Below are 26,686 nucleotides of genomic sequence, written 5' to 3'. Positions count from 1 at the left end.
GGCCCGGGGGTCAGTCGCGAGGGAACTCGTCCGTCTTGAGGACCAGCCCCACGACGGTCCCGGTCAGGTCGATCTCCTCGCCGAAGTCCAGGGTGAGCTCGCCGCGGTATGCGCCGTCCTTCGGCAGGGTGTGCAGATGCCAGGTGCCGGTGTACGGATCCACGATCAGGTACACCGGCACCTCGGCGGCGGCGTAGGCGGCCTTCTTCGGCCCGTGGTCGTTGCGAGCGGTGTCCCTCGAGATCACTTCGGCGACGAACTCGACGTCCTGGTGACGCCAGTGACCCTTGTCGTCCTTCCGAGCGTCCTCCGCGAGCGCCACGACGTCGGACGCGAAGCCGTTGAGATGCCCCGGGTAGTCGATGCGGACGTCGGACTTCACGCGCTGGCGCGGATACTTGGTGCGCAGCTGTTCGTAGATGGCCGCGATGATTTCCCAGTGGGTGTCCCGCTGTGGCGTCACGAAGATGCCCCCCTCGACGATCTCGGTCTTGAAACCCTCGGGGATGTGCATCTGCTCCAGCCAGTCGAACATAGTGTCGAGGCTGAGCTCCTCGCCCTGGTCGGCCATCTCGATCCTGTCTGCCAGAACAGTCACTGTGCCGCTCCTCCGCGCTGCTGCCTGTTTGCATGCAGCCGCGCGGTACAACGATACGCACGGTGACCAGGACACGCCCGGACCTTCAAGGGCACCCCGGGGAGACTGGTCCCATGAGACTCTTCGTCGCGCTCCTGCCACCGGAAGACGTCACCGACGAGCTCGCCCGTGAGGTGGCCGAGTTGAAGCGGCTGCCCGGGGCGGACGCACTGCGCTGGACCGGCCGGCCCGGCTGGCACTTCACGCTCGCCTTCTACGGGGAGGTCGACGAGGAGGTCCTACCGGAGCTCTCGGCGCGCCTGGAGAGCGTGGCACGCCGTACGCCGTCCTTCCCGCTCGCGCTGCGGGGCGGCGGGCAGTTCGGGCACGGGCGGGCGCTGTGGGCGGGCGCCGAGGGCGACCTGCCGACCCTGGGGCTGCTGGCCGACCGCTCCGAGGCGGCGGCGCGCAAGGCGGGCGTATCCATGGGGGAGCACCGCCGCTACAAGGCACACCTGACGGTGGCGCGCAGCCGTGACGCGGTGGATGCGCGGCCGTATGTCGAGACCCTGCGCGACTTCCGCAGCAGTACCTGGACGGTGGACGAGTTGGTCCTGGTCCGCAGCAACCTGCCGAGGTCCGGCGTGCCCGGTGAGCAGCCCCGCTACGAGCCGGTCGCCCGCTGGCCGCTAGGGCCCGCGGGGCATGGTCCGGCGGACGGTTCCTAGAGGGTGCCGGTTAGTCTCGAAGAGTGGACCCGAAAACACGGAACCAGATCATGGCCGGTGCGCTTGTGCTGCTGTTCGCCGTCGTAGCCGTGGCGGCCGCGCTCGGCAGGTGATGCGGAGCGCGGCCGGCCCGGCCTACCGGGAGCCGTGCGAGCTCACCAGGCGAACGCCTCCGGGGACGGCCCCGGACCCGGGAAGATGTCGTCCAGCCCGGCCAGCAGCTCCTCGGACAACTCCAGCTCCACCGCCCGCAGGGCCGACTCCAGTTGCCCGGCGGTGCGCGGGCCGACGATGGGGCCGGTGACACCGGGACGGGTCAGCAGCCAGGCGAGGGCCGCCTCACCGGGTTCGACGCCGTGCTTGTCGAGCAGATCCTCGTAGGCCTGGACCTGTGCCCGCACGGAGGTGTTGGCCAGGGCGTCGGCGGAGCGGCCCGTGGCGCGGCGTCCGCCCTCGACCTCCTTCTTGATGACGCCGCCGAGCAGCCCGCCGTGCAGCGGCGACCAGGGGATGACGCCGAGCCCGTAGTCCTGCGCGGCCGGGATGACCTCCATCTCGGCTCGGCGCTCGGCGAGGTTGTAGAGGCACTGCTCGCTGACGAGGCCGATCGTGCCGTGCCGGCGCGCGGCGATCTCGTTGGCCTGGGCGATCTTGTATCCGGGGAAGTTGCTGGATCCGGCGTAGAGGATCTTGCCCTGCTGCACCAGGACGTCGATGGCCTGCCAGATCTCCTCGAAGGGGGTCCGCCGGTCGATGTGGTGGAACTGGTACAGGTCGATGTGGTCGGTCTGCAGCCGCTGCAGGCTGGCGTCGACCGACCGCCGGATGTTGAGGGCGGAGAGTTTGTCGTGGTTGGGCCAGGCGTCGCCGTCCGCGGCCATGTTGCCGTAGACCTTGGTGGCGAGGACGACCTTGTCGCGCCGGTCACCGCCCTTGGCGAACCAGTTGCCGATGATGCTCTCGGTGCGGCCCTTGTTCTCGCCCCAGCCGTACACGTTGGCGGTGTCGAAGAAGTTGATGCCCGCGTCCAGCGCCGCGTCCATGATCGAGTGGCTGTCGGCCTCGTCGGTCTGCGGGCCGAAGTTCATGGTCCCGAGGACGAGCCGGCTGACCTTGAGTCCTGTGCGTCCGAGCTGCGTGTACTCCATGACTGCCTACCCAAATGCGTGGAGTGCGCTCTAGGCAAGGGAGCCGCACCGTGAGCAGGGGACGCCGGGATCGAGTCAGCCTGTTCCGGCCGCGTACGTGTGCCCGACCCCCCATGCCTCCCACATCGCCCCCGCGAACGCCTCCGCGATCTTGTGCTCGCCGCTCGCGTTCGGGTGCGTGCCGTCGTAGGTGTCCCGGTGGAAGTCGTACGACGGCGGGATCGAGGTGAGCAGAAGCGGCGAGCGGGGCTCGTCCAGATCCGCCACCGCCTTCGCCAGAAGCTCGTTGAAGAGGGTCACCTGCGTCGCGAACGAGTCGTCAGCCTCGGCCCGGATGTTCGGGATCACGGGGAGCAGGACCATGCGGATGCGCGGGTTCGCCGTGCGCGCCTCGGCCACGAACCTGCTCACGTTCTCCGCGGTCTGTTCCGCGTTCGTGTAGAAGCCCAGGTCGATCAGGCCCAGCGAGACCAGCAGCACATCCGCGCGCGACTCCCGTACGGCGCCGGCGATCAGCGGCACCATGTGGAACCAGCCCTCGCCCCAGCCCGCCAGATGGGCCCGCGGGAAGCCGGGTTCGGCGTAGGCGTACGACGTCGGCGCGTCCGTCGCCTTGTCATGGAGCGTCTCGCGCGGCCCCACGAGCGAGAACGGGCCGCCGTGCGTCGCGCACAGGTGCTGCCACAGCCGGTAGCGCCATGTGTGTTCGCCCGCGCTCCCGATCGTCATGGAATCGCCTACGGGCATGAACCTGAGCATCCGCTCATCATGGACGATCGCCGCCTGACGCAGGGAGGACGTATGGGGCGGGGCGGGTGTGAGGATCGACACGCACGGTGGAAATCGGCTGCGTTGATCAAGGAGGCCGATGAACAGGCCCGCGGATGGCAGGCTTGAGGGCATGCGTCGATCGCTCGCCTTACTCGCCGGGGCCCTTCTCATCGGTGCGCTCGCCGCGCCCGCCTCCGCCGCCGGTGACGGCGACGGCTTCACCATCACGGACCCCCGCATCACCGAGTCCAGCGGGCTCGCCGCCTCACGGCTGCACCCGGGCATCTACTGGACCCACAACGACAGCGACGACGGCCCGTACATCTACGCCGTGGATGGCCGCACCGGGAAGACGGTCGCCACCGTCACCCTCCGCGGCGTCGGCACACCGCGCGACGTCGAGGCCATCTCCATCGGCCCGGGAAACCAGATCTACGTCGGGGACATCGGCGACAACCTCGGCGGCACCTGGCCGTACGTGTGGATCTACAAGCTGCCCGAGCCCAAGGTGCTCAAGGACCAGACGGTCCGCGCCACCCAGTACGTGGTGAAGTACTCGAACGGGCCCCGGGACGCGGAGTCCCTCGTGGTGCACCCCAAGACAGGGCGCGTCTACATCATCGACAAGAAGGAGGAAGGCGGGCACCTCTACGAAGGCCCGGCCGAGCTGTCGTCCACCGGGACGAACGTCTTCCGGCCCGTCGCCACCGTCGACCTGTGGGCCACCGACGCCGCTTTCTCACCGGACGGCGGGCAACTCGCCGTGCGCGGCTACTTCGGCGGCATCGCATACGCGTGGAACGACGGGCACATCAAGCGGCAGGGCCGGCTCGAGGTGCCCCTGCAACGGCAGGGCGAATCGGTCACGTACACCACCGACGGGTCGCAGCTCCTGTACGGCAGCGAGGGCACCGACAGCGAGGTGCAGGCCGAGAGCGTGCCCTACCGGCAGGGCGCCGGCGGTTCCAAGTCGCCGTCCGGGAAGGACAGTACACAGGGCGACGCCGGCGGGGGAGCGGCCATGAAGGCCGACTACAAGGTCGGCGCCCTGGTGCTCGCCATCGGCTTCGTCCTCGTCTTCGGCCTCAAACGGCTGCTGCGCCGCGGCCCCCGCTGACCGTCAGGCATGCACGAGGGGCGCCCCGGTGAGTACCGGAGCGCCCCTCGGTGACGCGGCGAGAGGTCAGAGCTTCTCGATCACGTAGTCCACGCACTTCGTCAGCGCCTCGACGTCCGCCGGGTCGATCGCCGGGAACATCGCGATGCGCAGCTGGTTGCGGCCGAGCTTGCGGTACGGCTCGGTGTCCACGATGCCGTTGGCGCGCAGCACCTTGGCGACGGCCGCGGCGTCGACCTCGTCGGAGAAGTCGATCGTGCCGATGACCTGCGAGCGCTTGGCCGGGTCGGCGACGAACGGGGTCGCGAACTTCACGTCCTCGGCCCAGCCGTAGAGCGTGCGCGCGGAGGTGGCCGTGCGGCGGACCGCGAAGTCCAGGCCGCCCTGGCCGTTCAGCCACTCCACCTGCTCGTTGAGCAGGAACAGGGTGGCGAGGGCCGGGGTGTTGTACGTCTGGTTCTTACGGGAGTTGTCGATCGCCGTGGGGAGGCTGAAGAACTCCGGCACGTGGCGCCCGGAGGCGTGGATGCGCTCGGCGCGCTCGAGTGCGGCCGGCGAGAAGATCCCGATCCACAGGCCGCCGTCGGAGGCGAAGGACTTCTGCGGGGCGAAGTAGTAGACGTCCGTCTCGGCGATGTCGACGGGGAGACCGCCGGCGCCGGAGGTGGCGTCCACGAGGACCAGGGACCCGGGGTCCGCGCCCTCGACGCGCCTGATCGGCATCGCGACGCCCGTCGACGTCTCGTTGTGGGTGAGGGCGTAGACGTCGACGCCCTCCTCCGCCCCCGGCTGCGGGTGCGTGCCCGGGTCGGAGGAGATGACCGTGGGCTCGGCGAGCCACGGGGCGAGCTTCGCCGCCTTCGCGAACTTGGAGGAGAACTCGCCGAAGCTGAGGTGCTGCGACTTGTTCTCGATCAGACCGTGGGTCGCGATGTCCCAGAACGCGGTGGAGCCGCCGTTGCCGAGGATGACCTCGTAGCCGTCGGGGAGCTGGAAGAGCTCGCGGACGCCCTCGCGTACCTTGCCGACCAGGTTCTTGACCGGGGCCTGGCGGTGGGACGTGCCGAGCAGGGAGCTACCCGTGGCGGCGAGGGCGTCCAGCGCCTCCACCCGCACCTTGGAGGGACCCGCGCCGAAACGGCCGTCAGCGGGCTTGAGGTCAGCAGGAATCTGGATGTCAGCCACGCAGGGGAGCGTATCCGTTTCGCGAAACCCGGGCGAAGCGTATCCATTCGATGAGACGTGGTTGTCGGCCGTCCACGGGAGGTCGCGCCCCAGGCCCCGGCCGTGGCCCGAACCGCCCTGCCCACGAACTCCCCCACGCGCGGCTTCCCTCGAGCGGGGGACCCATGACGGTCCGAATGATCAGCCCATGGCATTCGGCTCGGTTCGTTCTGTGTCGCCGCCGGCCCACGAGACGGTATCGGCGTGATCCCGGACGGTCACTGTCAGTGAGGGGAGGCATGCTGGGAAGCATGACGGATCCAGGTGGACGAGGGCACGGACCGGCGGGCGTGGACGTCGGCGCGCTGGGTGCGCGGCTGCGCGCGGCGATGCGCGGCGCGGTCGAGTTCGGTACGACGGCGCGGGCGCTGCACACCATGGACGCGTCCAACTACCGACGGGTGCCACTCGGTGTGGTGGCCCCTCGGGACGCCGACGACGTGGCCGCGGCGCTGAGCGTGTGCCGGGCGCACGGCGTGCCGGTGGTCGCCCGCGGCGGCGGCACGTCGATCGCCGGGCAGGCCACGGGCACAGGCGTGGTCCTCGACTTCACCCGGCACATGAACAGGATCGTGTCCCTGGATCCCGGGGCGCGCACGGCGGTGGTGCAGCCGGGAGTGGTCCTGGACCGCCTTCAGGAGGCCGTCGCGCCGCACGGCCTGCGCTTCGGCCCGGACCCCTCCACGCACAGCCGCTGCACCTTGGGCGGAATGATCGGCAACAACGCGTGCGGCTCCCACTCGGTGGCCTGGGGCACCACGGCGGACAACGTGCGCGAGCTGTCGGTGCTGACGGCGCGAGGCGCCGCGCTGACCCTCGGCCGCGACTGGCGGGGCGCCCCGGAGGGTCTGCGCTCCCTCGTGGAGGGCGAGTTGGCGCTGCTGCGCACGGGGTATCCGGAGCTGCCGCGCCGTATCTCCGGGTACGCGCTGGACGCGCTGCTGCCGGAGAAGGGCGTGGACGTGGCGCGTTCCCTCTGCGGTTCGGAGGGCACGCTGGGCGTGCTGACCGAGGCGGTCGTGGACCTCGTCGAGGCACCCCGCGCGCATGCGCTCGCCGTGCTGGCGTACGGGGACGAGAGCGCGGCGGCCCAGGCCGCGGCGGGACTGCGGCCGTCGCGGTCCCCCCGCTCGGGCGAAGCCGGGGGCTGGGGAGGCCCGCTGACGCTGGAGGGCATGGCCGCCGACCTCGTGCCGCCGTCGGCGGGGCTGCCGCGCGGTGGCGCCTGGCTGTTCGTGGAGGTGGGCGGAGCGAGCGCGCCGGAGGCACGCGCGCATGCGGAGGCGATCGTCCGGGCGGCCGACGCGACGGACTCCCTGGTGGTCACGGACCCGGCGGCACAGCGTGCGCTGTGGCGCCTGCGCGAGGACGCGAGCGGTACGGCCACGCGGATGCCCGCGGACACCTCCGGGACGGGGGCCCCGGGAGGTACGGAGGCCTGGCCCGGCTGGGAGGACTGCGCGGTGCCGCCGGCCCGACTCGGCCCGTATCTCAGGGACTTCAGACGCCTGCTGGCCGACCACGGTCTGCGCGGGAGGCCGTACGGCCACTTCGGGGACGGCTGCATCCACGTCCGCATCGACTTCGACCTGCTGACCGATGCGGGCATCGCCCGTTTCCGCCGCTTCTCCGAGGACATCGCGGACCTGGTCGTCTCCCACGGCGGCTCGCTCTCCGGGGAGCACGGCGACGGCCAGGCGCGGGCGGAGCTGCTTCCGAAGATGTACGGACCGGGACTGGTCGCCCTCTTCGAGCGGGCCAAGGCCGTCTGGGACCCGGACGACCTGCTCAACCCGGGGATGCTGGTGCGCCCGGCCCGGCTCGACGAGAACCTGAGGTTCGCGGTCCTTCCCCGCGAGCCTGTCGAGGTCGCCTTCGGCTACCCCGCGGACGGCGGCGACTTCTCGGCTGCGGTGCGCCGGTGCGTGGGCGTCGCCAAGTGCCGTACGACGACGGTGTCCGGGACGGACGTGATGTGCCCCTCCTTCCGGGTGACGGGCGAGGAGGAGCACTCCACACGCGGGCGGGCCCGGCTGCTGCACGAGATGCTGGCGGGCGAGGTGGTCACCGAAGGCTGGCGGTCGACCGAGGTGCGGGACGCCCTGGACCTGTGCCTGTCCTGCAAGGGCTGCCGCACGGACTGCCCGGTCGGCGTCGACATGGCCACGTACAAGGCGGAGTTCCTGCACCACCACTACGCGGGGCGGCGCAGACCGGCCGCGCACTACGCGATGGGGTGGCTGCCGGTGTGGCTGCGGGCGGTCGCCCGTACGCGCACCGCGCCGGTCGTCAACGCCCTTGCGTCCGCCGGGCCGTTGGCGGCGCTGGGCAGGCGACTGGGCGGCATCGCACCCGAGCGGGGGATTCCGCGGCTGGCCGAGGAGACGTTCAGCCGGTGGTGGAGCGGACGGACGCGCGCCGAGGCGGGTGGCGGACCGCGACTCGTCCTGTGGCCCGACACCTTCACGGAGCATCTGTCCCCGGCGGTGGGCAAGGCGGCCGTGCGCGTGCTGGAGGCGGCGGGACTGAGGCCGGTCCTGCCGCCGACGGCACGCGCGCGTTCGGCATGGGACGGCGGCGCACGGCCGGCGGCCCGTCGCGGCCGGGTCTGCTGTGGCCTGACCTATGTCTCCACGGGCCAGCTGGACCGGGCCCGCACCGTTCTGCGCCGCACGCTCGACCTGGTGGAACCGGTGCTGGAGGAGGGTCTCCCGGTGGTCGTCCTCGAACCGAGCTGTGCGGCGGCGCTCCGCACCGATCTGCCGGAGCTGCTGCACGACGACCCGCGGGCGGCCGCCCTCGCCTCCGGAGTGTTCACGTTCGCGGAGGCCCTGGAGGGCTTGGCCCCCGGCTGGACTCCTCCCGCGGTGGACCGCCCGGTGGTCGGCCAGACCCACTGCCACCAGCACGCGGTCCTGGGTGACGCGGCCGATCGCCGGCTGCGCGAGGCGGCGGGCCTCACCGGAGAACTGGAAGGCGGCTGCTGCGGACTCGCGGGCGACTTCGGCTTCGTGAAGGGCCACTTCGAGGTGTCGCGGGCCGTCGCGGAGGAGCGGCTGCTGCCCGCGGTGCGGTCGGCTCCTCAGGGGGCAGTCCTCCTCGCGGACGGATTCTCCTGCCGTACCCAGATGGAGCAGCTCGCGGGCCGTCGCGCGAGGCATCTGGCAGAGGTGCTGGCGGAGGGGCTGGAGGGGACGGGCAGGTGACGACCAACGCGGTGAACTCCACGCGGACGACGTGGCGGCACCGGAGCTGCCCGGAAGGATGAAGAGGCGGGGCTGAGCGGGCCCCTCGGCCCGGCCGGTGACGGACCCCCGGTGTCCTGAGCCGGATTCCGGGCCGGCCGCGTCCGTATCGGCGTCGACGTGCCGTCCACCATCCGAGGAGCTCCGCATGACCCTCCGCATCCGCCCGATCCCCCGCGAGGAGCACCTGGAGTTCGTCGCATCGCGTCCGTCGGTCAGCCACATGCAGGTGCCGTCGTGGGGAGACGTGAAGCCGGACTGGCACGCGGAGAGCCTCGGCTGGTTCGAGGAGGGCGGTGGGTGGCCGATCGGTGTGGGCCTGGTCCTGCTCCGCCCGCTACCGAGGCTCAAGCGGTGTCTGGCGTATCTGCCCGAGGGCCCGGTCATCGACTGGTATGCGCCGGACCTCGACCGGTGGCTCCGGCCGATGGTCGCGCATCTGAGGAGCCGTGGGGCCTTCTCGCTGAAGATGGGCCCTCCGGTGGTCGTCCGCCGCTGGAGCGCGGACGCCGTCAAGGCGGCCATCGCGGACCCGCACGCCCGGCGGCTTGGGGAGGTGCCGGCGACCGAGCACGAGCCGCGCGCCATGGAGGTCGCGGACCGGCTGCGCCGCATGGGCTGGCGGCAGACGGGAGCGGGCGGCGAGGACGGCTTCGCGGCGGGTCAGCCGCGCTACGTCTTCCAGGTACCGCTCGAGGGACGGACGCTGGAGGACGTCCGGAGCGGCCTCAACCAGCAGTGGCGGCGCAATGTGAAGAAGGCCGAGAAGGCGGGCGTGAAGGTGGTCCAGGGCGGATACGACGACCTGCCGGTCTTCCACGCCCTCTATGCGGAGACCGCCGAGCGCGACCGCTTCATCCCGCGCCCGCTGCCCTACTTCCAGCGGATGTGGACCGCGCTGACCGCGGAGGACCCGGACCGCATGCGGCTCTACCTCGCCCACCACGAGGGCGACGTCCTGGCCGCCGCGACGATGCTGACGGTCGGCACACACGTCTGGTACTCGTACGGCGCCTCCACCGCCCGCCGGCGCGAGGTCCAGCCGAGCAACGCGATCCAGTGGCGCATGATGACCGACGCCCACGGCAGCGGCGCCGCCGTCTACGACCTGCGCGGCATCTCCGACACCCTCGACGAGGCCGACCCCCTGCTGGGCCTGCTCCGGTTCAAGACCGGCACCGGCGGCCACGCGGTGGAGTACCTGGGCGAGTGGGATCTCCCGCTCAACCGGCTGCTGCACAGGGCGCTGGGTCTCTACATGTCGCGCCGGTGAGCGTCGCCCTGCTCTACGCTTCCGGTTCCGCCGGCACCTTGCCCCGCCCGACCTGTGTCCGGACCGCGCCCATGCTCGCCGCGATGACCAGCACGATGGCCACTGCCTGACTCGCGGTCAGGGACTGGCCGAGGACGAGGAAGCCCGCGGTCGCCGCGAGCGCCGGTTCCAGGCTCATCAGGACCGCGAAGGTGGAGGCGGGCAGACGGCGCAGGGCGAGCAGCTCCAGGGTGTACGGGAGGACGGAGGAGAGCATCGCCACGGCCGCGCCGAGCCCGACCGTCGTCGGCACGAGCAGTTTCGAGCCTGATTCGGCGATCCCCAGCGGCACGAACAGCACCGCCGCGACGGCCATCGCGAGCGCGAGCCCGTCGGCCTGCGGGAACCGCCGGCCCGTACGGGCGCTGAAGACGATGTACCCCGCCCACATCGCGCCCGCGGAGAGCGCGAAGGCCACGCCCGCCGGGTCCATGTGCCCGAAGCCCCCGCCCAGCAGGAAGACGCCGGCCAGCGCGAGGCCCGCCCAGATGAGGTTCACCGCCCGCCGGGAGGCGAGCACGGACAGGGCCAGCGGGCCGAGGACCTCCAGGGTGACGGCGGGGCCCAGCGCGATGCGGTGCACGGCCTGATAGAAGAGGCCGTTCATCGCGGCCATGGTGATACCGAAGACGACGACCGTGCCCCAGTCGGTGCGCGAGTGCCCGCGCAGCCGCGGCCGGCAGACGAGAAGCAGCACGACGGCCGCGACGACGAGCCGCAGGGTGACCACACCGAGAGCGCCCGCACGGGGCATCAGGGTCACCGCGAGTGCCCCGCCGAACTGGACGGAGATGCCTCCGGCGAGCACCAGGCCCACGGGACCCAGGGAGCCGCCCCGCAGGCGCGGTCCGCCGGGCGCCGGGTGCGCGGGAGCCGGTCCGGTCGCGGCAGCCGGGGTGGAGGGGGCGGCGCTGGGCGTGTTCACGGGGCCTTCCAGAGGAGTCGACGCAGAGTTCGTTCAGCATGGTGCACCTGACGGTCCAGGGTAATGGACTCAGTCAGGCGTGTGAACCCTGTATGCGCCTGTACGGGTGGCGTCGCGTGCGCGTCAGATGCCGTACCAGGGCGTCCCGTCGCGGAACAGCGGGCGGCCGTCCGGTCCCCCCGGGGCCCACGCTGTGCGTTCCCTGGCGACCCGCGCGCCGTGCGCCCGCGGCTGTCTCGCTCCGTCCTGCGAGGGAAAATCAATGCAAGCACGCTTGCTTGTTTCTGTGCCCGCTGCCATGCTCCCCACGCACACCGTCGTGCCCCGAGGGGAGCGCATCGTGTCCGACGCATCGTCAGTGATCGACGATCTGGGCCGGGAGAGCGAGGAACTCGACCGGCTGGTGGCCGGGTTGGCCCAGAGCCGATGGGCCCTCCCCACACCTGCCGCCGGCTGGACCGTCGCCCACCAGATCGCACACCTCGCCTGGACGGACCGGGCCGCCCTGCTGGCCGTGACGGATGCGGACGCGTTCTCGGTGGAGGTGGAGAAGGCGCTCGCGTCCCCCGGCACCTGGGTCGACGATGCCGCGCGTGAGGGGGCCGCACTGCCGTCCGCCCGTCTGCTCGCCGAGTGGCGGGAGGGCCGCGCCGCCCTGGACCGCGCGCTGCGCGCCGCCCCCTCGGGCACCCGCTTCCCCTGGTACGGGCCGCCCATGTCCGTCGCGTCCATGGCCACCGGCCGGCTGATGGAGACCTGGGCGCACGGGCAGGACGTCGCCGACACGCTCGGTGTGCGGCGCACCCCGACCGACCGGCTGCGGCATGTGGTGCGTATCGGCGTCCGGGCGCGTGACTTCGCCTTCGCGGTACGCGGACTGAGCGCGCCGGGCGAGGAGTTCCGGGTGGAGCTGGCCGCGCCCACGGGCGGCGACGTCTGGGTGTACGGGCCCGAGGACGCCGCCCAGCGGGTGACCGGCCCGGCGCTCGACTTCTGTCTACTGGTCACCCAGCGCGCCCACCGCGCCGACCTCGCGGTGCGGGCCGAAGGACCGGACGCCGACCGGTGGCTCGACATCGCGCAGGCGTTCGCGGGACCGCCGGGCGAGGGGCGGGCACCCAAGGGCACATCGGGCGCGGAAGGCGAGAGGGAGTCCCGTTGACCCCCCCGACGCCCGTCCGCCCCCTCCGCATCGGCAACGCCTCCGGGTTCTACGGCGACCGCTTCGACGCCCTGCGCGAGATGCTCACCGGTGGCCCGCTCGATGTCGTCACCGGCGACTACCTCGCCGAGCTGACCATGCTGATCCTCGGCCGTGACCGCCTCAAGAACGCTGCCGGAGGCTACGCGCGCACGTTCCTCGGCCAGTTGGAGGAGTGCCTGGGCCTCGCCCATGCGCGGGGTGTGCGGATCGTGACGAACGCGGGTGGCCTGAACCCGGCCGGACTCGCGGACGCGGTCCGGGAACTGGCCGGCCGGCTCGGCGTCCCGGCACGCGTGGCCCATGTGGAGGGCGACGACCTCACCGCGTCCCACCCCGGGGCCCTCGCCGCCCACGCCTACCTGGGCGGGCACGGCATCGCGGCGTGCCTGCGCGAGGGCGCCGACATCGTGGTCACCGGTCGGGTGACGGACGCCGCGCTCGTCACCGGGCCCGCGGCCGCCCACTTCGGCTGGGGCGCCGAGGAGTACGACCGGCTCGCCGGCGCGGTGGCCGCCGGGCACGTCCTGGAGTGCGGGGCCCAGGCCACCGGCGGCAACTACGCCTTCTTCGGCGAGCACCCGGCCGAGCGGCTGTTCCGGCCCGGTTTCCCGATCGCGGAACTCCACGAGGACGGCAGCAGCGTCATCACCAAGCACGAGGGCACCGGCGGCGTCGTGGACATCGGCACGGTCACCGCGCAACTCCTCTACGAGACGGCCGGCGCCCGGTACGCGGGCCCGGACGTCACCACCCGTCTGGACACGGTCCGGCTCACCCAGGAGGGACCCGACCGGGTGCGTATCGAGGGGGTACGCGGCGAGGCGCCGCCCCCGACGCTCAAGGTCGGCCTGAACCGGCTCGGCGGCTTCCGGAACGAGGTCGCCTTCGTGCTGACGGGACTCGACATCGAGGCCAAGGCCGGGCTCGTCCGGGCCCAGATGGAGGCGGCCCTGGACGCGGCCAAGTCCCGCCCCGCAGAGGTCCGCTGGGACCTGGCCCGTACCGATCACCCCGACGCACAGACCGAGGAGACGGCGAGCGCCGTGCTCCGGCTGGTCGTACGGGACCGGACCGAGGAGGCGGTGGGCCGGGCGTTCAGCGGCGCGGCGGTCGAACTGGCGCTCGCGAGCTACCCGGGCTTCCACTTGGTCGCGCCACCGGGAAAGGGCTCCCCCTACGGGGTCTTCGAGGCCACCCACGTCGACCGTGACGCCGTCGGACACGAGGCAGTCCTCCACGACGGACGACGGATCCCCGTGGTCCCGGCCCACGGCACCCTCGCCCTCGACGACGTGCCGGAACCGCCCCTGCCCGAGCCGCTGCCGCCGGGTCCGTCCCGGCGCGCACCGCTCGGTCTCGTCGCCGGGGCCCGCAGCGGGGACAAGGGCGGGAACGCCAACGTCGGGGTGTGGGTGCGCACGGACGAGGCCTGGCGCTGGCTCGCCCACACGCTCACCGTCGACCGCTTCCGCGAACTCCTCCCGGAAACCGGGTCCTTGGCCGTCGTACGCCATGTCCTGCCGAACCTGCGCGCCCTCAACTTCGTCGTCGAGGGGCTCCTCGGCGAGGGCGTCGCCGCGCAGTACCGCTTCGACCCGCAGGCCAAGGCCCTCGGCGAATGGCTGCGCGCCCGCCACCTCGATCTGCCGGAGGCCCTTCTGTGACCGCCGCACGCCCGTCCCACACCCCGGAGGCCCGCCCGTGACGGCCCTTTCCACGGCCGTGGACGTCGACGACCCGGACCACCGGGCGAACCGCGACGCCCTGCTCGCCAAACTCGCCCAGCTGGAGGCCGAGCACGCCAAGGCCCTAGCGGGCGGCGGCGAGAAGTACGTCGAACGGCACCGCGGGCGGGGCAAGCTGCTCGCCCGCGAGCGCATCGAACTGCTCCTCGACCCGGACACACCGTTCCTGGAGCTGTCCCCGCTCGCCGCCTGGGGCAGCGAGTACACGGTGGGCGCCTCGCTCGTGACCGGTATCGGCGTCGTCGAGGGCGTCGAGTGCCTGATCACCGCGAACGACCCGACCGTGCGCGGCGGTGCCAGCAATCCGTGGAGCCTGAAGAAGGCGCTGCGCGCCAACGACATCGCGCTCGCCAACCGGCTGCCGTGCATCAGCCTCGTCGAGTCGGGCGGCGCCGACCTGCCGTCCCAGAAGGAGATCTTCATCCCGGGCGGCGCCATCTTCCGCGACCTCACCCGGCTGTCCGCCGCAGGAATCCCCACCGTCGCCGTCGTCTTCGGGAACTCGACGGCGGGCGGCGCCTACATCCCGGGCATGTCGGACCACGTGATCATGGTCAAGGAGCGTGCGAAGGTCTTCCTCGGCGGCCCGCCGCTCGTCAAGATGGCCACCGGCGAGGAGAGCGACGACGAGTCCCTCGGCGGTGCCGAGATGCACGCGCGCGTGTCGGGCCTCGCGGACTACTTCGCCGTCGACGAGCAGGACGCCCTGCGGCAGGCACGACGCGTGGTCGCCCGCCTCAACCACCGCAAGGCGTACCCCGATCCGGGACCGGCGGCCCCGCCCAAGTACGACGCGGAGGAACTCCTCGGGATCGTCCCCGACGATCTGAAGGTGCCCTTCGACCCGCGCGAGGTCATCGCCCGTATCGTCGACGGCTCCGACTTCGACGAGTTCAAGCCGCTGTACGGGACGAGCCTGTGCACCGGCTGGGCCGCCCTGCACGGCTACCCGGTCGGGATCCTGGCGAACGCCCAGGGCGTGCTCTTCAGCGCGGAGTCCCAGAAGGCCGCCCAGTTCATCCAGCTGGCCAACCAGCGCGACATCCCGCTGCTGTTCCTGCACAACACCACCGGCTACATGGTCGGCAAGGAGTACGAGCAGGGCGGCATCATCAAGCACGGCGCGATGATGATCAACGCGGTGTCCAACAGCCGGGTGCCGCATCTGTCCGTGCTCATGGGCGCCTCGTACGGGGCCGGGCACTACGGCATGTGCGGCCGGGCCTACGACCCGCGCTTCCTGTTCGCCTGGCCCAGCGCCAAGTCGGCGGTCATGGGCCCGCAGCAGCTCGCCGGCGTGCTCTCCATCGTCGCCCGGCAGTCCGCGGCGGACCGGGGCCGCCCCTACGACGAGGACGCGGACACGGCCCTGCGCGCCATGGTGGAGCAGCAGATCGAGTCCGAGTCCCTGCCGATGTTCCTGTCCGGGCGGCTGTACGACGACGGCGTCATCGACCCCCGCGACACCCGCACCGTCCTCGGCCTGTGCCTGTCCGCGATCCACACGGCGCCTTACGAGGGCGCGCGTGGCGGTTTCGGCGTCTTCCGGATGTGAGGCCCGTGATTACTACCGTTCTGGTGGCGAACCGCGGCGAGATCGCCTGCCGTATCGTCCGAACCTGCCGTGAGCTGGGTATCCGCACTGCCGCCGTGCACTCGGACGCCGACGCGAACGCCCTCCACGCGCGCGTGGCCGACGCGGCGGTCCGGCTGCCGGGCGCGGCGCCCGCGGACACGTATCTGCGCGGCGACCTGATCGTGAAGGCGGCCCTCGCCTCCGGTGCCGACGCCGTGCATCCCGGCTACGGCTTCCTGTCCGAGAACGCCGACTTCGCCCGCGCGGTGCTGGACGCGGGCCTGGTGTGGATCGGCCCGCCGCCGAAGGCGATCGAGGCGATGGCCTCCAAGACCCGCGCGAAGAAGCTGATGGGCCTGGAGCCGCTGGCCACGGTCACCGCCGACGACCTGCCCGTCCTGGTCAAGGCGGCGGCCGGCGGCGGCGGACGGGGCATGCGCGTCGTACGGGACCTGGGCGCCCTCGACGCCGAGCTGACGGCCGCGCGCGCCGAGGCCCTGAGCGCCTTCGGCGACGACGAGGTGTTCGTCGAGCCGTTCGTGGAGGGCGGACGCCACGTCGAAGTGCAGATCCTCGCCGACACACACGGCACGGTGTGGGCGCTCGGCACCCGCGACTGCTCCCTCCAGCGCCGCCATCAGAAGGTGGTCGAGGAGGCCCCCGCGCCGGGCCTTTCCCCCGAACTCACCGACTCCCTGTGCGCCATGGCGGAGCGGGCCGCGCGTGCCGTCGACTACGTGGGCGCGGGCACGGTGGAGTTCCTGGTCGCGGACGGCACGGCGCACTTCCTGGAGATGAACACCCGGCTCCAGGTGGAGCACCCGGTCACCGAGGCGGTGTACGGCCTCGACCTGGTGGCCCTGCAGATCCGGGTCGCGGAGGGCGAGGCGCTCGAGAGCGAGCCGCCGCGCCCGCGCGGCCATGCCGTCGAGGCCCGCCTGTACGCCGAGGACCCTGCGCAGGCGTGGGCCCCGCAGACCGGCACGCTGCACCGCCTGTCCGTACCGGACGTGCGCCTGGACACCGGGTACGCGGACGGCGACGCGATCGGCGTCCACTACGACCCCATGCTCGCCAAGGCGGTCGCCCACGCCCCCACACGTGCGGAGGCGATCCGCAGGCTGGCGGGCGCCCTGGAGCGGGCCGAGATCCACGGACCGGCGACCAACAGGGACCTGCTCGTGCGCTCCCTGCGCCACGAGGAGTTCACGGCGGCCCGTATGGACACGGGCTTCTACGAGCGCCACCTCGCCGAACTGACCGAGCCCGCTCCAGATCCGTACGCCCCTCTGGCCGCGGCCCTCGCCGACGCCCACGGTCGCTCGCGGTTCGGCGGCTGGCGCAACCTTCCGTCCCAGGCGCAGGTCAAGCGCTACCTCATGGCGGGCGAGGAGCACGAGGTCCGCTACCGGCATACGCGGGAGGGCCTGGCCGCCGACGGGGTGCGGGTGGTGCACGCGGACGCCCGTCTCGTGGTCCTCGAAGCGGGCGGCGTCCGGCGGAAGTTCGCGGTGTCCCGGTACGGCGACCAGGTGTATGTGGGTCCCACCGCCCTGACGGCCCTGCCCCGCTTCCGGGAGCCCACCGCCGACCACGCCCCCGGCTCCCTGCTCGCGCCCATGCCCGGCACGGTCGTACGCATCGCCGAGGGGCTGGCCGTCGGCGCCGCCGTACAGGCCGGACAGCCGCTGCTCTGGCTGGAGGCGATGAAGATGGAGCACAAGATCACGGCACCGGTGACCGGGACGGTCACGGCCCTCGACGCGACGCCGGGACGGCAGGTGGACGTGGGCACGCTGCTGGCCGTGGTCCAGGACGACGCGCCCCGATAGGGGCCCGGCACCGTATCGACATGCGGCGCCGCCGCGTGAGCGCGACCAGCCACGACGAATCCGCACCTTTCCGAGGAGCCGCAATGACCGCCGTCATGGAAACCCAGGAGCAACAAGACCTCCGAGCGGCCGTGGCCGCCCTCGGCAAGCGCTACGGCCGCGACTACCTCACCACGGTCGTCGCCGAGAACCGCCGGCCCAGCGAACTGTGGTCCGAGGCGGGCAAGCTCGGCTACCTCGGGGTCAACCTGCCGGAGGAGTACGGAGGCGGTGGCGGCGGTATCGCCGAACTCTCCATCGTCCTCGAGGAGCTGGGCGCCGCGGGCTGCCCCCTCCTGATGCTCGTCGTCTCACCCGCGATCTGCGGCACGGTCATCGCCCGCTTCGGCACCACCGCCCAGAAGGAGCAGTGGCTGCCCGGCCTGGCGGACGGCACCCGCACCATGGCCTTCGGCATCACCGAACCCGACGCCGGCTCCAACTCCCACCGCATCACCACCACCGCCCGCCGGGACGACGACGGAGACTGGATCCTCAGCGGCCGCAAGGTCTTCATCTCCGGCGTCGACATCGCCGATGCGACCCTGATCGTCGGCCGCACCGAGGACTCCCGCACCGGACGGCTCAAGCCCTGTCTGTTCGTCGTCCCCAGGGACGCGCCCGGCTTCGGACGGCGACGGATCGACATGGAACTGAACAGCGCGGAGAAGCAGTTCGAACTGACTCTGGACGACGTCAGACTGCCCGCCGACGCGCTCGTCGGCGACGAGGACGCGGGACTGCTCCAGCTGTTCGCGGGCCTCAACCCCGAGCGCGTGATGACCGCGGCCTTCGCGATCGGCATGGGCCGCTACGCGATCTCCCGGGCCGTGGAGTACGCCCGCGACCGTACCGTCTGGAAGCAGCCCATCGGCGCCCACCAGGCGATCGCCCACCCCCTCGCCCAGGCCCACATCGACCTGGAGCTGGCCCGCCTGATGATGCAGAAGGCGGCCTTCCTCTACGACTCGGGGGACGACGTCGCCGCCGGAGAGGCCGCCAACATGGCCAAGTACGCCGCCGGGGAGGCCTGCGTCAAGGCGGTCGACCAGGCCGTCCACACCCTCGGAGGCAACGGCCTCACGCGTGAGTTCGGGCTCGCCTCGCTCATTACGGCCGCGCGCGTGTCTCGTATTGCGCCGGTGAGCCGGGAGATGATTCTCAACTACGTCTCCCATCAGACCCTGGGCCTGCCCAAGTCGTACTAGGCGCACCCCTCGCGCTAGGAGGAACCGTGTTCCGCAGCGAGTACGAAGACGTCCCGTCCCTCGAACTCCCCATCCACGAGGCGGTCCTGGGCCGGGCCGCCGAGTTCGGTGAGCTGCCCGCCCTGATCGACGGCACGGACGGCACCACCCTCACGTACGACCAACTGGACCGGTTCCACCGGCGTATCGCGGCCGCGCTCGCGGAGACGGGCGTGCGCAAGGGCGACGTGCTCGCGCTGCACAGCCCGAACACCATCGCCTTCCCGGCTGCCTTCTACGCCGCCACGCGCGCGGGCGCCTCGGTCACGACCGTGCACCCGCTGGCCACGGCCGAGGAGTTCGCCAAGCAACTGCGGGACTCCGCGGCCCGCTGGATCGTCACCGTCTCACCGCTGCTGGAGACGGCCCGGCGCGCCGCCGAACTCGCGGGCGGCATCCGGGAGATCTTCGTCTGCGACAGCGCGCCGGGCCACCGCTCCCTGATCGACATGCTGGCGTCGGCCGCGCCGGAACCGGTGGTCGACATCGACCCGGTGGAGGACGTCGCCGTGCTCCCGTACTCGTCCGGGACCACGGGCATACCCAAGGGCGTGATGCTCACCCACCGGCAGATCGGCACCAACCTCGCGCAGATCCGCCCGCTCATCGGGACAGGCCCGGGGGAGCGCATCCTCGCCGTGCTGCCCTTCTTCCACATCTACGGCATGACGGCCCTGATGAACGCCCCCCTGCGGCAGGGGGCCACCGTCGTCGTGCTGCCGCGCTTCGACCTGGACAGCTTCCTGGCGTCCATCCAGGACCAGCGCATCACCGGTCTGTACGTGGCCCCGCCGATCGTCCTGGCCCTCGCCAAGCACCCGGCCGTCGCGCAGTACGACCTGTCGTCGCTGAAGTACATCATCAGCGCCGCGGCCCCCCTGGACGCCACCCTGGCGGTGGCCTGCGCCGAGCGCCTCGGCCTGCCGCCCATCGGCCAGGGCTACGGCATGACGGAACTGTCCCCGTGCACCCACGTGGTGCCCCTCGACGCCCCCAACGCGCCCCCGGGCACCGTCGGCAAGCTGGTGGCCGGCACCGAGATGCGCATCCTGTCCCTCGACGACCCCGACAAGGACCTCGGCGTCGGGGAGACCGGCGAGATAGCCATCCGGGGCCCCCAGGTGATGAAGGGCTATCTGGGCCGGCCGGAGGCGACCGACGCGATGATCGACCGGGACGGCTGGCTGCACACCGGGGACGTCGGCCATGTCGACGCCGACGGCTGGCTGTTCGTGGTCGACCGGGTCAAGGAACTCATCAAGTACAAGGGCTTCCAGGTGGCGCCCGCCGAGCTGGAGGCCCTGCTGCTCACCCACCCGGGCATCGTGGACGCCGCCGTCATCGGCGTCTACAACGACGAGAACAACGAGGTGCCGCACGCCTTCGTGGTGCGCCGTCCGGGCGCCGACGACCTGTCCGCGGGCGAGGTCATGATGTACGTCGCCGAACGCGTCGCCCCCTACAAGCGGGTCCGGCGCGTCACCTTCATCGACGGAGTGCCGAGGGCGGTCTCCGGGAAGATCCTGCGCCGGCAGCTGAGGGAGCACGCGTGACCGATCTCGTACGCACGGCGAACGACCGGGGCCTCACCACCCTCACCCTCGATTCCCCGGGCAACCGCAACGCCCTGTCGTCCTCGCTCGTCGGCGCGCTCGCCGACGCCCTCACCCACTGCGGCAAGGACCGCGAGGTACGCGCCGTCGTCCTCACCCACACGGGGAACACCTTCTGCGCCGGCGCCGACCTTCGGGACCCGCCCCACCCGGAGGCCCTGGTCGCCCTGCTGCGGCAGATCGTCGAGCTGAGCAAGCCCGTCGTCGCCCGGGTCACCGGGCACGTACGGGCGGGCGGCCTCGGCCTGCTGGGCGCCTGCGACATCGCGGCCGCCTCCGCCGCGGCCGACTTCGCCTTCACCGAGGTGCGCATCGGCGTGGCCCCGGCCGTGATCTCCCTGCCCCTGCTGCCCCGCACGGACCCCCGGGCCCTTGCCCGCTACTACCTCACCGGCGAACGCTTCGACGCCGCCGAGGCCGTGCGCACCGGGCTGCTCACCGCGGCCGGCGACGACGTCGACGAGGTGCTCGCGCCCATGCTCGACGGGCTGCGCCGGGCCTCGCCCCAGGGCCTGACCGAGACGAAACGGCTGCTCACGTCTACTGTGCTGAAGACCTTCGACCGGGACGCGGCCGCCCTGACCGCGCTCTCGGCCCGGCTGTTCTCCTCCCCGCAGGCCCGCGAGGGGATGACGGCCTTCCTCGAACGACGGGATCCCGTGTGGGTGGTGTGAACGCGGTGCGTGCCGACGCTGCGGCCTGGAGCACGGTATGGGAGTGAACACGGTCGAACGCGTCCCCAAGCAGGACCGCAGCCGCGCCACCCGGCAGCGGCTCCTGGAAGCCGCCGTGGCCTGCCTCGCCGAACACGGCTGGGCGGGCTCCACGGTCTCCGTCGTCGCCGAACGCGCCGGAGTCTCCCGGGGTGCCGCCCAGCACCACTTCCCGACCCGGGAGGACCTGTTCACGGCCGCCGTCGAGTACGTCGCCGAGGAACGCTCCACCGCGACACGGGCCCTGTTCCCGCAGGGGGCCGCCGACCGGCGCGCGGTGGTCGCGGCCCTCGTCGACCTGTACACCGGTCCGCTGTTCCGGGCGGCCCTGCATCTGTGGGTGGCCGCCTCCAACGAGGACCAGCTGCGGCTGCGGGTGACGGAGCTGGAGGCCCGGGTCGGCCGCGAGACCCATCGCATCGCCGTCGACCTCCTCGACGCCGACGAATCCCGCCCTGGAGTCCGCGAAACCGTCCAGGGCCTGCTCGACATGGCCCGCGGCCTCGGTCTCGCCAACCTGCTCACCGACGACGGGGCTCGCCGCGAGCGGGTGGTGGCCCAGTGGGCCCAGCTGCTGGAGGAGGCGCTGGGCTGAGGGCAGGGCGGCATGCGTGGGGACCGCCACACTCACGCCTCGCGTACCCCGCAGTACGCTTGCCCCATGCTTCCGATGCTCGTCCGACGCCGGCACGTGGACTACGTGCGCGTCACGAGCATGGGCTGTCGGCGCTCTGCCTGATCCAGCCCCCTCTTCCCCCGTGGCACCCAGGAGCCCGCCCCACCCCGGCGGCCGATCCGTGCCCCCGTACACCCTGCGGACGCCCCCCATGACGAACCCGTCGTACGACCAACTTCCGATCATCGACCTCTCCGCGGCCGACCGCGGCCCCCAGGCCCGGGCGCTGCTCCATACGCAGCTCCACAGCGCCGCCCATGACGTGGGCTTCTTCCAGCTGGTCGGCCACGGCGTCACCCAGGCCGAGACCGACGCGCTGCTCGGCGCCATGCACGCCTTCTTCGCGCTTCCCGAAGCCGACCGCCTCGCCCTCGACAACGTCAACTCGCCTCACTTCCGCGGCTACACCCGCACCGGCGACGAGCGCACCGGCGGCACCCGGGACTGGCGCGACCAGCTCGACATAGGCGCCGAACGCCCCGCTCGCGCCCCGGGCCCCGGCGAGCCCGCCTACTGGTGGCTCCAGGGTCCCAACCAGTGGCCCGCCGCTCTCCCCGGACTGCGTACCGCCGCGCTCGCCTGGATCGACCGGCTCAGCGGGGTCGCCCGGCGGCTGCTGCACGAACTTCTCACCGCGATCGGCGCACCGGCCGGCTTCTATGACCCGGTCTTCGGCGACCACGCCCACCCCCACCTCAAGCTCGTGCGCTACCCGGGCAGCGCCTCGGACGGTGCGGAGCAGGGCGTCGGCGCGCACAAGGACTACGGGTTCCTGACCCTGCTGCTCCAGGACGGGATCGGTGGACTGCAGGTGCACCGCGCGGACGGGCGGTTCCACGATGTGCCGCCGCTCGAGGGAGCGTTCGTGGTCAACCTGGGCGAGCTGCTGGAAGTGGCGACCGACGGCTATCTGCTCGCCACCAACCACCGGGTCGTCAGCCCGCCCGGCGCCGTCGAGCGGTTCTCCGTGCCGTTCTTCTACAACCCGCGCCTGGACGCCCGCGTCGAACCCCTGCCCTTCCCGTACGCCTCCACCGCGCCCGGCGTCACCGACGACCCGGCCAACCCGCTGTTCGCGGAGTACGGCTTCAACGAGCTGAAGGGCAAGCTGCGGGCACACCCGCTGGCCGCCGAACGCCACCACGCGGATCTGCTCAGCCCCGCGTGACAGCGGGGCGGAGCGCGAAGCCCCCGTCGGCCGAAGGGGGCGGGGACGGCGCGGCCGGTCGCACCGGTCCCGCGCTCGCCCCGCCCCCTTCGTGCTCGTTCTCGATCGCTCAGCGCGCGATGGCCGCGTACCCCTCGATCTCCTGGGGGCCGCGCGGGCCGGGACCCACGTAGCGGGCGGAGGGGCGCACCAGGCGGCCCGTCCGCTTCTGCTCGAGGATGTGCGCCGACCAGCCCGCCGTCCGGGCACAGGTGAACATCGACGTGAACATGTGCGCCGGGACCTCGGCGAAGTCCAGCATGATCGCCGCCCAGAACTCCACGTTCGTGGCGAGGACACGGTCGGGGCGGCGGTTGTGCAGCTCCTCCAGGGCGGCCTTCTCCAGCGCCTCCGCGATCTCGAAACGCGGGGCGCCGAGATCCCGGGCGGTACGGCGCAGCACACGCGCCCGCGGGTCCTCGGCGCGGTACACCCGGTGACCGAAGCCCATCAGCCGCTCGCCCTGGTCCAGGGCCCGCTTCACATACGCCTCCGCGTCACCGGTGCGCTCGATCTCCTCGATCATGCCGAGGACACGGGAGGGAGCACCGCCGTGCAACGGCCCCGACATGGCACCGACCGCGCCGGACAGTGCCGCGGCCACGTCCGCGCCCGTCGACGCGATGACCCGCGCCGTGAACGTGGACGCGTTCATGCCGTGCTCGGCGGCCGACGTCCAGTAGGCGTCCACGGCCGCGACGTGCTTCGGGTCGGGCTCGCCGCGCCAGCGGATCATGAACCGCTCCACGACGGAGCTCGCCTTGTCGATCTCGCGCTGCGGCACCATCGGCAGCCCCTGGCCACGTGCCGACTGGGCGACGTACGAGAGCGCCATGACCGCGGCGCGCGCCAGGTCGTCACGGGCCTCCTCGACGTCGATGTCCAGGAGCGGTTTCAGCCCCCACACCGGCGCGAGCATGGCGAGCGCCGACTGCACGTCCACCCGGATGTCGCCGGAGTGCACCGGGATCGGGAACGGTTCGGCGGGCGGCAGCCCGGGGTTGAAGGCGCCGTCGACCAGCAGCCCCCAGACGTTGCCGAACGAGACATGACCGACCAGGTCTTCGATGTCGACACCCCGGTACCGCAGGGCACCGCCCTCCTTGTCCGGTTCGGCGATCTCCGTCTCGAACGCGATGACTCCCTCGAGCCCGGGTACGAAGTCGGACATCAGGCGGCTCCTCGTGATGTGTGCGGCGGATGTGGTCTGTGGGATTCCCGTCGGCCGCCGTCCACGGTCCGAGGGGACGGAACCGTGCGCTGGACGTCAGCTGCCGGGAAGCTTGCCGCCCCGGATCCACGGTCACTGACGAAAGACTCGCGGTCCGAAACGGTCACCCGGGTGATGCCCCGATCGGTCGGCGGTCATCCACCGCGACCGGCATCTGCACGATATCCCCGAGTGCCACCTTTGGGGAGAGGTTGCGGCACTGAGTGCCACGCAGTGATGAACCACACCCCCTCCGAAGTGCCGCAGGCATACGGCAAGATGACGGCGTGACCGACCGCTTCCCGGACGAACCCGCCCCCGGCCCCGCAGCCGAACCGGCCTCCGAAGGCACCGCGCACCACGACGCCGGATCCTCCGCCGCGGAGCCGGAGATCGAACCCATCGTCGAACGTGCCGCGGCCCAGGCCCCCGCCGAGGACCTGGCGCACGATCCCGCCGAGATGCGGGCCCACTACCGCGCCGAGGGCATGGATGAGTCCGCCCTCGCCGTCCACCCCATGGAGCAGTTCTCCCTCTGGTTCAAGCAGGCGGCGCAGGCCTCGGTGGCCGGGATGATCTATGAGCCGAACGCCATGGTCGTCTCCACCGCGGACGCGGCCGGGCACCCGAGCTCACGCACGGTCCTGCTGAAGGGGTACGACGAGCAGGGCTTCGTCTTCTACACCAACTACGAGTCCCGCAAGGCCCGCGAACTGGCGACCAACCCCCATGTCTCGCTGCTCTTCCCCTGGCACCCGATGGCCCGCCAGGTGATCGTCACGGGCATCGCCCGCCGCACCGGCCGCGACGAGACGGCCGCCTACTTCCGCACCCGGCCGCACGGCTCCCAGCTCGGGGCCTGGGCCAGTGCCCAGTCCTCGGTCATCCCCTCTCGCACCGGACTCGACACCGCGTACGAAGAGCTGAGCGCCCGCTACCCCGAAGGGTCCCAAGTCCCGGTGCCGCCGAACTGGGGCGGCTTCCGTATCGCCCCCCGGACGGTCGAGTTCTGGCAGGGCCGCGAGAACCGTCTCCACGACCGCCTCCGCTATGTGGCGGAACCGGACGGGTCGTGGCGGGTGGAGCGGCTGAGCCCCTGAGGCCTCGACGGCCGCCCGTAGACGCAGACGACCCGCGAGCTCAGGTCCTCCGCCTGTCGGCGGGGAGCCGGCCGGACGTACCGGCGAGCTCGCGGGTCGGGTGACTGCGTTGGATTGGCCGGCTGCGCAGGGCGTGCCATGCGCTGGTCCGGCGCCGAACCGAGTACGACAGCGGGCCGCTAGCCCGCAGTCACCTCTTCCGTCCGGTATTCATACATCTGCCGAACCACCTCCTTTCCGAAGTACCTGCCACCCTAAGAACCGATCGCGCCAGGATCAACTGTTTTTCCGGGATGTCGGTGGATGACCTACGGTCGGCCGCCATGTCCGCCCGTCACGGCAGGAAAACCTCGTCGAGGAACGGCTCCACGGCCGCTCGCCAGGCCTCGGGCTGGTCGTAGTGGACGAGGTGTCCGGCGTCGGCGACCTCCGCGTACCGGCCGCGGGGCAGGACACGCACCATCTCCTGGGACTCCGCGCGGCCCAGCTCGCCGTCCAGGCCGCGGACGACCAGGGCAGGGCAGCGCACCTGCGCCAGCTCCTCCCAGTGCGCGTCGTACACCCAGGTCTGGCGGGACTTCAGCATCTGCTCCGGTTCGAAGACGGGCCGCCAGCCGTCCTCCGACTCGGTCATCACCTCGGCGTAGAACTCGCCGCGGGCCCGGTTCGGGCGCTCGACCCAGGGGTCGTCCTCGCCGAACCACTTCCGGACGTCGGCGATCGTGGCGAAGGGCAGGGGCCAGGACTTGAACCATTTCTCCCATTCGCGCTGGGAGGCGGCGCCGAGCGCGGAGGCCCGCATGTCGCAGATGATCAGGCCGCGCACCAGATCGGGGCGCTTGGCGGCGAGCTGCCAGGCGGTCAGTGCGCCCATGGCATGGCCGATGAGAACGGCCGGGGCGAGGTCGAGCTGTTCGAGGGCGGCCTCGGCGTCCTCGACGTAGACCTCGCGGGTGTACTCCCCCTCGGGGGGCTTGTCGCTCTGGCCGTGGCCGCGCTGGTCGAGCGCCACGGCGCGGTACCGCCCCGAGAGCCAGCGGGCTGTGGACGCCCAGTGGGAGGCGCGCCCCATCAGCCCGTGCAATAACAGCACGCCCGGTGCCCCCTCGCCCTCTCCGGTCTTCGGAGGGTCGGCGAACTCCCACGCGGCGAGGCGTAAGCCGCCGGCTCCGGTGACGTCGATGCGCCGCACCATCCTCTTGGCACCCCCCTGCTCGGCCCGGACCGCCCGCTCGCCCGGAGCGGCTGGTCCACTCGCTGGTCCTGCTACCGCTGTCGTGCTGCTCCTGCCGGTCACCGCTGTCACCGGGTGGTCGTCCTGGTGCGCTCGTGCCGGTCGGTGCAGCGATGGTCCGGTGGGACCGTCACGCCCACGCTATCGAATGGCTATTCGAAAATGCTGCTTCTGGAGGCAACACCCCACCTTCGAGTGACCTCCCTCGAGGGTTGGCCGCCGATTCCGGGGGGAGATCTTCAC

21 protein-coding genes are annotated in these 26,686 nt (G+C 72.0%); 14 read left to right on the top strand and 7 right to left on the bottom strand.

From position 1 onward, the window contains the following. Window positions 1–10 precede the first annotated feature (10 nt). Complete coding sequence (locus ACWDA7_RS06105; RefSeq protein WP_450602989.1) at window positions 11–598, bottom strand: Uma2 family endonuclease; 588 nt, start codon at window positions 596–598, stop codon at window positions 11–13. Window positions 599–711: 113 nt separating this feature from the next. Between ACWDA7_RS06105 and thpR the strand changes: the two genes are divergently transcribed. Then, window positions 712–1,305 carry an RNA 2',3'-cyclic phosphodiesterase gene (gene thpR, locus ACWDA7_RS06100; RefSeq protein ID WP_450602988.1) on the top strand — a complete coding sequence of 198 codons (594 nt, stop codon included), beginning with the start codon at window positions 712–714 and terminating at the stop codon, window positions 1,303–1,305. Window positions 1,306–1,460: 155 nt separating this feature from the next. Here the strand turns inward: thpR and ACWDA7_RS06095 are convergent, their stop codons facing one another. Together ACWDA7_RS06095 and ACWDA7_RS06090 are read right to left on the bottom strand one after the other, a co-directional pair. After that, window positions 1,461–2,453, bottom strand: coding sequence for an aldo/keto reductase (locus ACWDA7_RS06095; RefSeq protein ID WP_450602987.1), 993 nt, complete (start codon window positions 2,451–2,453; stop codon window positions 1,461–1,463). Between the two features lie 75 nt (window positions 2,454–2,528). After that, complete coding sequence (locus ACWDA7_RS06090; protein ID WP_450602986.1) at window positions 2,529–3,212, bottom strand: GDSL-type esterase/lipase family protein; 684 nt, start codon at window positions 3,210–3,212, stop codon at window positions 2,529–2,531. Between the two features lie 142 nt (window positions 3,213–3,354). Here ACWDA7_RS06090 and ACWDA7_RS06085 point away from each other — a divergent pair, with 142 nt between their 5' ends. After that, complete coding sequence (locus ACWDA7_RS06085) at window positions 3,355–4,341, top strand: WD40 repeat domain-containing protein (RefSeq protein WP_450602985.1); 987 nt, start codon at window positions 3,355–3,357, stop codon at window positions 4,339–4,341. A gap of 66 nt (window positions 4,342–4,407) precedes the next feature. Here the strand turns inward: ACWDA7_RS06085 and serC are convergent, their stop codons facing one another. Continuing rightward, window positions 4,408–5,526, bottom strand: a complete 1,119-nt coding sequence (gene serC / locus ACWDA7_RS06080) for a phosphoserine transaminase (protein WP_450602984.1) — start codon at window positions 5,524–5,526, stop codon at window positions 4,408–4,410. A 290-nt stretch (window positions 5,527–5,816) separates the two neighbouring features. On the opposite strand from serC, the gene ACWDA7_RS06075 reads away from it, so the two are divergent. Together ACWDA7_RS06075 and ACWDA7_RS06070 are read left to right on the top strand one after the other, a co-directional pair. Continuing rightward, the gene (locus ACWDA7_RS06075; RefSeq protein WP_450602983.1) at window positions 5,817–8,771 is read left to right on the top strand and encodes an FAD-linked oxidase C-terminal domain-containing protein; all 2,955 of its coding nucleotides are present in this window, start codon (window positions 5,817–5,819) and stop codon (window positions 8,769–8,771) included. A 187-nt stretch (window positions 8,772–8,958) separates the two neighbouring features. Next, window positions 8,959–10,083, top strand: a complete 1,125-nt coding sequence (locus ACWDA7_RS06070; protein ID WP_450602982.1) for a lipid II:glycine glycyltransferase FemX — start codon at window positions 8,959–8,961, stop codon at window positions 10,081–10,083. Window positions 10,084–10,096: 13 nt separating this feature from the next. Here ACWDA7_RS06070 and ACWDA7_RS06065 read toward each other — a convergent pair whose 3' ends face one another. Beyond that, window positions 10,097–11,047, bottom strand: a complete 951-nt coding sequence (locus tag ACWDA7_RS06065) for an EamA family transporter (protein ID WP_450602981.1) — start codon at window positions 11,045–11,047, stop codon at window positions 10,097–10,099. 340 nt (window positions 11,048–11,387) lie between these two features. Here ACWDA7_RS06065 and ACWDA7_RS06060 point away from each other — a divergent pair, with 340 nt between their 5' ends. From ACWDA7_RS06060 to ACWDA7_RS06020, 9 genes are all read left to right on the top strand, one after another. Continuing rightward, window positions 11,388–12,209, top strand: coding sequence for a TIGR03084 family metal-binding protein (locus ACWDA7_RS06060; protein WP_450602980.1), 822 nt, complete (start codon window positions 11,388–11,390; stop codon window positions 12,207–12,209). Then, a complete protein-coding gene (locus ACWDA7_RS06055) occupies window positions 12,206–13,915 on the top strand; it encodes an acyclic terpene utilization AtuA family protein (protein WP_450602979.1) in 1,710 nt (569 codons plus the stop codon). The genes ACWDA7_RS06060 and ACWDA7_RS06055 overlap by 4 nt, the downstream gene beginning before the upstream one ends. Before the next feature lie 37 nt (window positions 13,916–13,952). Next, window positions 13,953–15,551: an acyl-CoA carboxylase subunit beta gene (locus tag ACWDA7_RS06050; protein WP_450602978.1), complete on the top strand. Its 1,599-nt coding sequence runs from the start codon at window positions 13,953–13,955 to the stop codon at window positions 15,549–15,551. Window positions 15,552–15,556: 5 nt separating this feature from the next. Continuing rightward, entirely contained in the window at window positions 15,557–17,404 is a 1,848-nt protein-coding gene (locus tag ACWDA7_RS06045) for an acetyl/propionyl/methylcrotonyl-CoA carboxylase subunit alpha (RefSeq protein WP_450602977.1), read from the top strand. A gap of 83 nt (window positions 17,405–17,487) precedes the next feature. Continuing rightward, window positions 17,488–18,651, top strand: coding sequence for an acyl-CoA dehydrogenase family protein (locus ACWDA7_RS06040; protein ID WP_450602976.1), 1,164 nt, complete (start codon window positions 17,488–17,490; stop codon window positions 18,649–18,651). A gap of 26 nt (window positions 18,652–18,677) precedes the next feature. Further along, window positions 18,678–20,243, top strand: a complete 1,566-nt coding sequence (locus tag ACWDA7_RS06035) for a 4-coumarate--CoA ligase family protein (RefSeq protein ID WP_450602975.1) — start codon at window positions 18,678–18,680, stop codon at window positions 20,241–20,243. Then, on the top strand, window positions 20,240–20,977 hold the full coding sequence (locus tag ACWDA7_RS06030; RefSeq protein WP_450602974.1) for an enoyl-CoA hydratase family protein: 738 nt from the start codon (window positions 20,240–20,242) through the stop codon (window positions 20,975–20,977). The genes ACWDA7_RS06035 and ACWDA7_RS06030 overlap by 4 nt, the downstream gene beginning before the upstream one ends. 37 nt (window positions 20,978–21,014) lie before the next feature. After that, window positions 21,015–21,611 (top strand): TetR/AcrR family transcriptional regulator, encoded by a 597-nt coding sequence (locus ACWDA7_RS06025; protein WP_450602973.1) that lies wholly within the window; start codon window positions 21,015–21,017, stop codon window positions 21,609–21,611. Window positions 21,612–21,843: 232 nt separating this feature from the next. Next, on the top strand, window positions 21,844–22,860 hold the full coding sequence (locus tag ACWDA7_RS06020; RefSeq protein WP_450602972.1) for an isopenicillin N synthase family dioxygenase: 1,017 nt from the start codon (window positions 21,844–21,846) through the stop codon (window positions 22,858–22,860). A gap of 109 nt (window positions 22,861–22,969) precedes the next feature. Here ACWDA7_RS06020 and ACWDA7_RS06015 read toward each other — a convergent pair whose 3' ends face one another. Beyond that, window positions 22,970–24,070, bottom strand: a complete 1,101-nt coding sequence (locus tag ACWDA7_RS06015; protein WP_450602971.1) for a citrate synthase 2 — start codon at window positions 24,068–24,070, stop codon at window positions 22,970–22,972. 500 nt (window positions 24,071–24,570) lie between these two features. Here ACWDA7_RS06015 and pdxH point away from each other — a divergent pair, with 500 nt between their 5' ends. After that, window positions 24,571–25,209: a pyridoxamine 5'-phosphate oxidase gene (pdxH, locus tag ACWDA7_RS06010; RefSeq protein ID WP_450603060.1), complete on the top strand. Its 639-nt coding sequence runs from the start codon at window positions 24,571–24,573 to the stop codon at window positions 25,207–25,209. Window positions 25,210–25,543: 334 nt separating this feature from the next. Here the strand turns inward: pdxH and ACWDA7_RS06005 are convergent, their stop codons facing one another. After that, window positions 25,544–26,404 carry an alpha/beta fold hydrolase gene (locus ACWDA7_RS06005; RefSeq protein ID WP_450602970.1) on the bottom strand — a complete coding sequence of 287 codons (861 nt, stop codon included), beginning with the start codon at window positions 26,402–26,404 and terminating at the stop codon, window positions 25,544–25,546. Window positions 26,405–26,686: the final 282 nt, after the last annotated feature.

Source organism: Streptomyces sp. NPDC001156 (assembly GCF_053598275.1).
Note: the sequence above shows the minus strand (reverse complement) of the source record. Positions and strands in the feature narration are given on the sequence as shown.

Coding starts and splice junctions, on each gene's coding strand:
- ACWDA7_RS06070 (WP_450602982.1), top strand. CDS start 8,959: ATGACCCTCCGCATCCGCCCGATCCCCCGCGAGGAGCACCTGGAGTTC.
- ACWDA7_RS06090 (WP_450602986.1), bottom strand. CDS start 3,212: ATGCTCAGGTTCATGCCCGTAGGCGATTCCATGACGATCGGGAGCGCG.
- ACWDA7_RS06020 (WP_450602972.1), top strand. CDS start 21,844: ATGACGAACCCGTCGTACGACCAACTTCCGATCATCGACCTCTCCGCG.
- ACWDA7_RS06040 (WP_450602976.1), top strand. CDS start 17,488: ATGACCGCCGTCATGGAAACCCAGGAGCAACAAGACCTCCGAGCGGCC.
- ACWDA7_RS06015 (WP_450602971.1), bottom strand. CDS start 24,070: ATGTCCGACTTCGTACCCGGGCTCGAGGGAGTCATCGCGTTCGAGACG.
- pdxH (WP_450603060.1), top strand. CDS start 24,571: ATGCGGGCCCACTACCGCGCCGAGGGCATGGATGAGTCCGCCCTCGCC.
- ACWDA7_RS06085 (WP_450602985.1), top strand. CDS start 3,355: ATGCGTCGATCGCTCGCCTTACTCGCCGGGGCCCTTCTCATCGGTGCG.
- ACWDA7_RS06075 (WP_450602983.1), top strand. CDS start 5,817: ATGACGGATCCAGGTGGACGAGGGCACGGACCGGCGGGCGTGGACGTC.
- ACWDA7_RS06025 (WP_450602973.1), top strand. CDS start 21,015: ATGGGAGTGAACACGGTCGAACGCGTCCCCAAGCAGGACCGCAGCCGC.
- ACWDA7_RS06095 (WP_450602987.1), bottom strand. CDS start 2,453: ATGGAGTACACGCAGCTCGGACGCACAGGACTCAAGGTCAGCCGGCTC.
- ACWDA7_RS06005 (WP_450602970.1), bottom strand. CDS start 26,404: ATGGTGCGGCGCATCGACGTCACCGGAGCCGGCGGCTTACGCCTCGCC.
- thpR (WP_450602988.1), top strand. CDS start 712: ATGAGACTCTTCGTCGCGCTCCTGCCACCGGAAGACGTCACCGACGAG.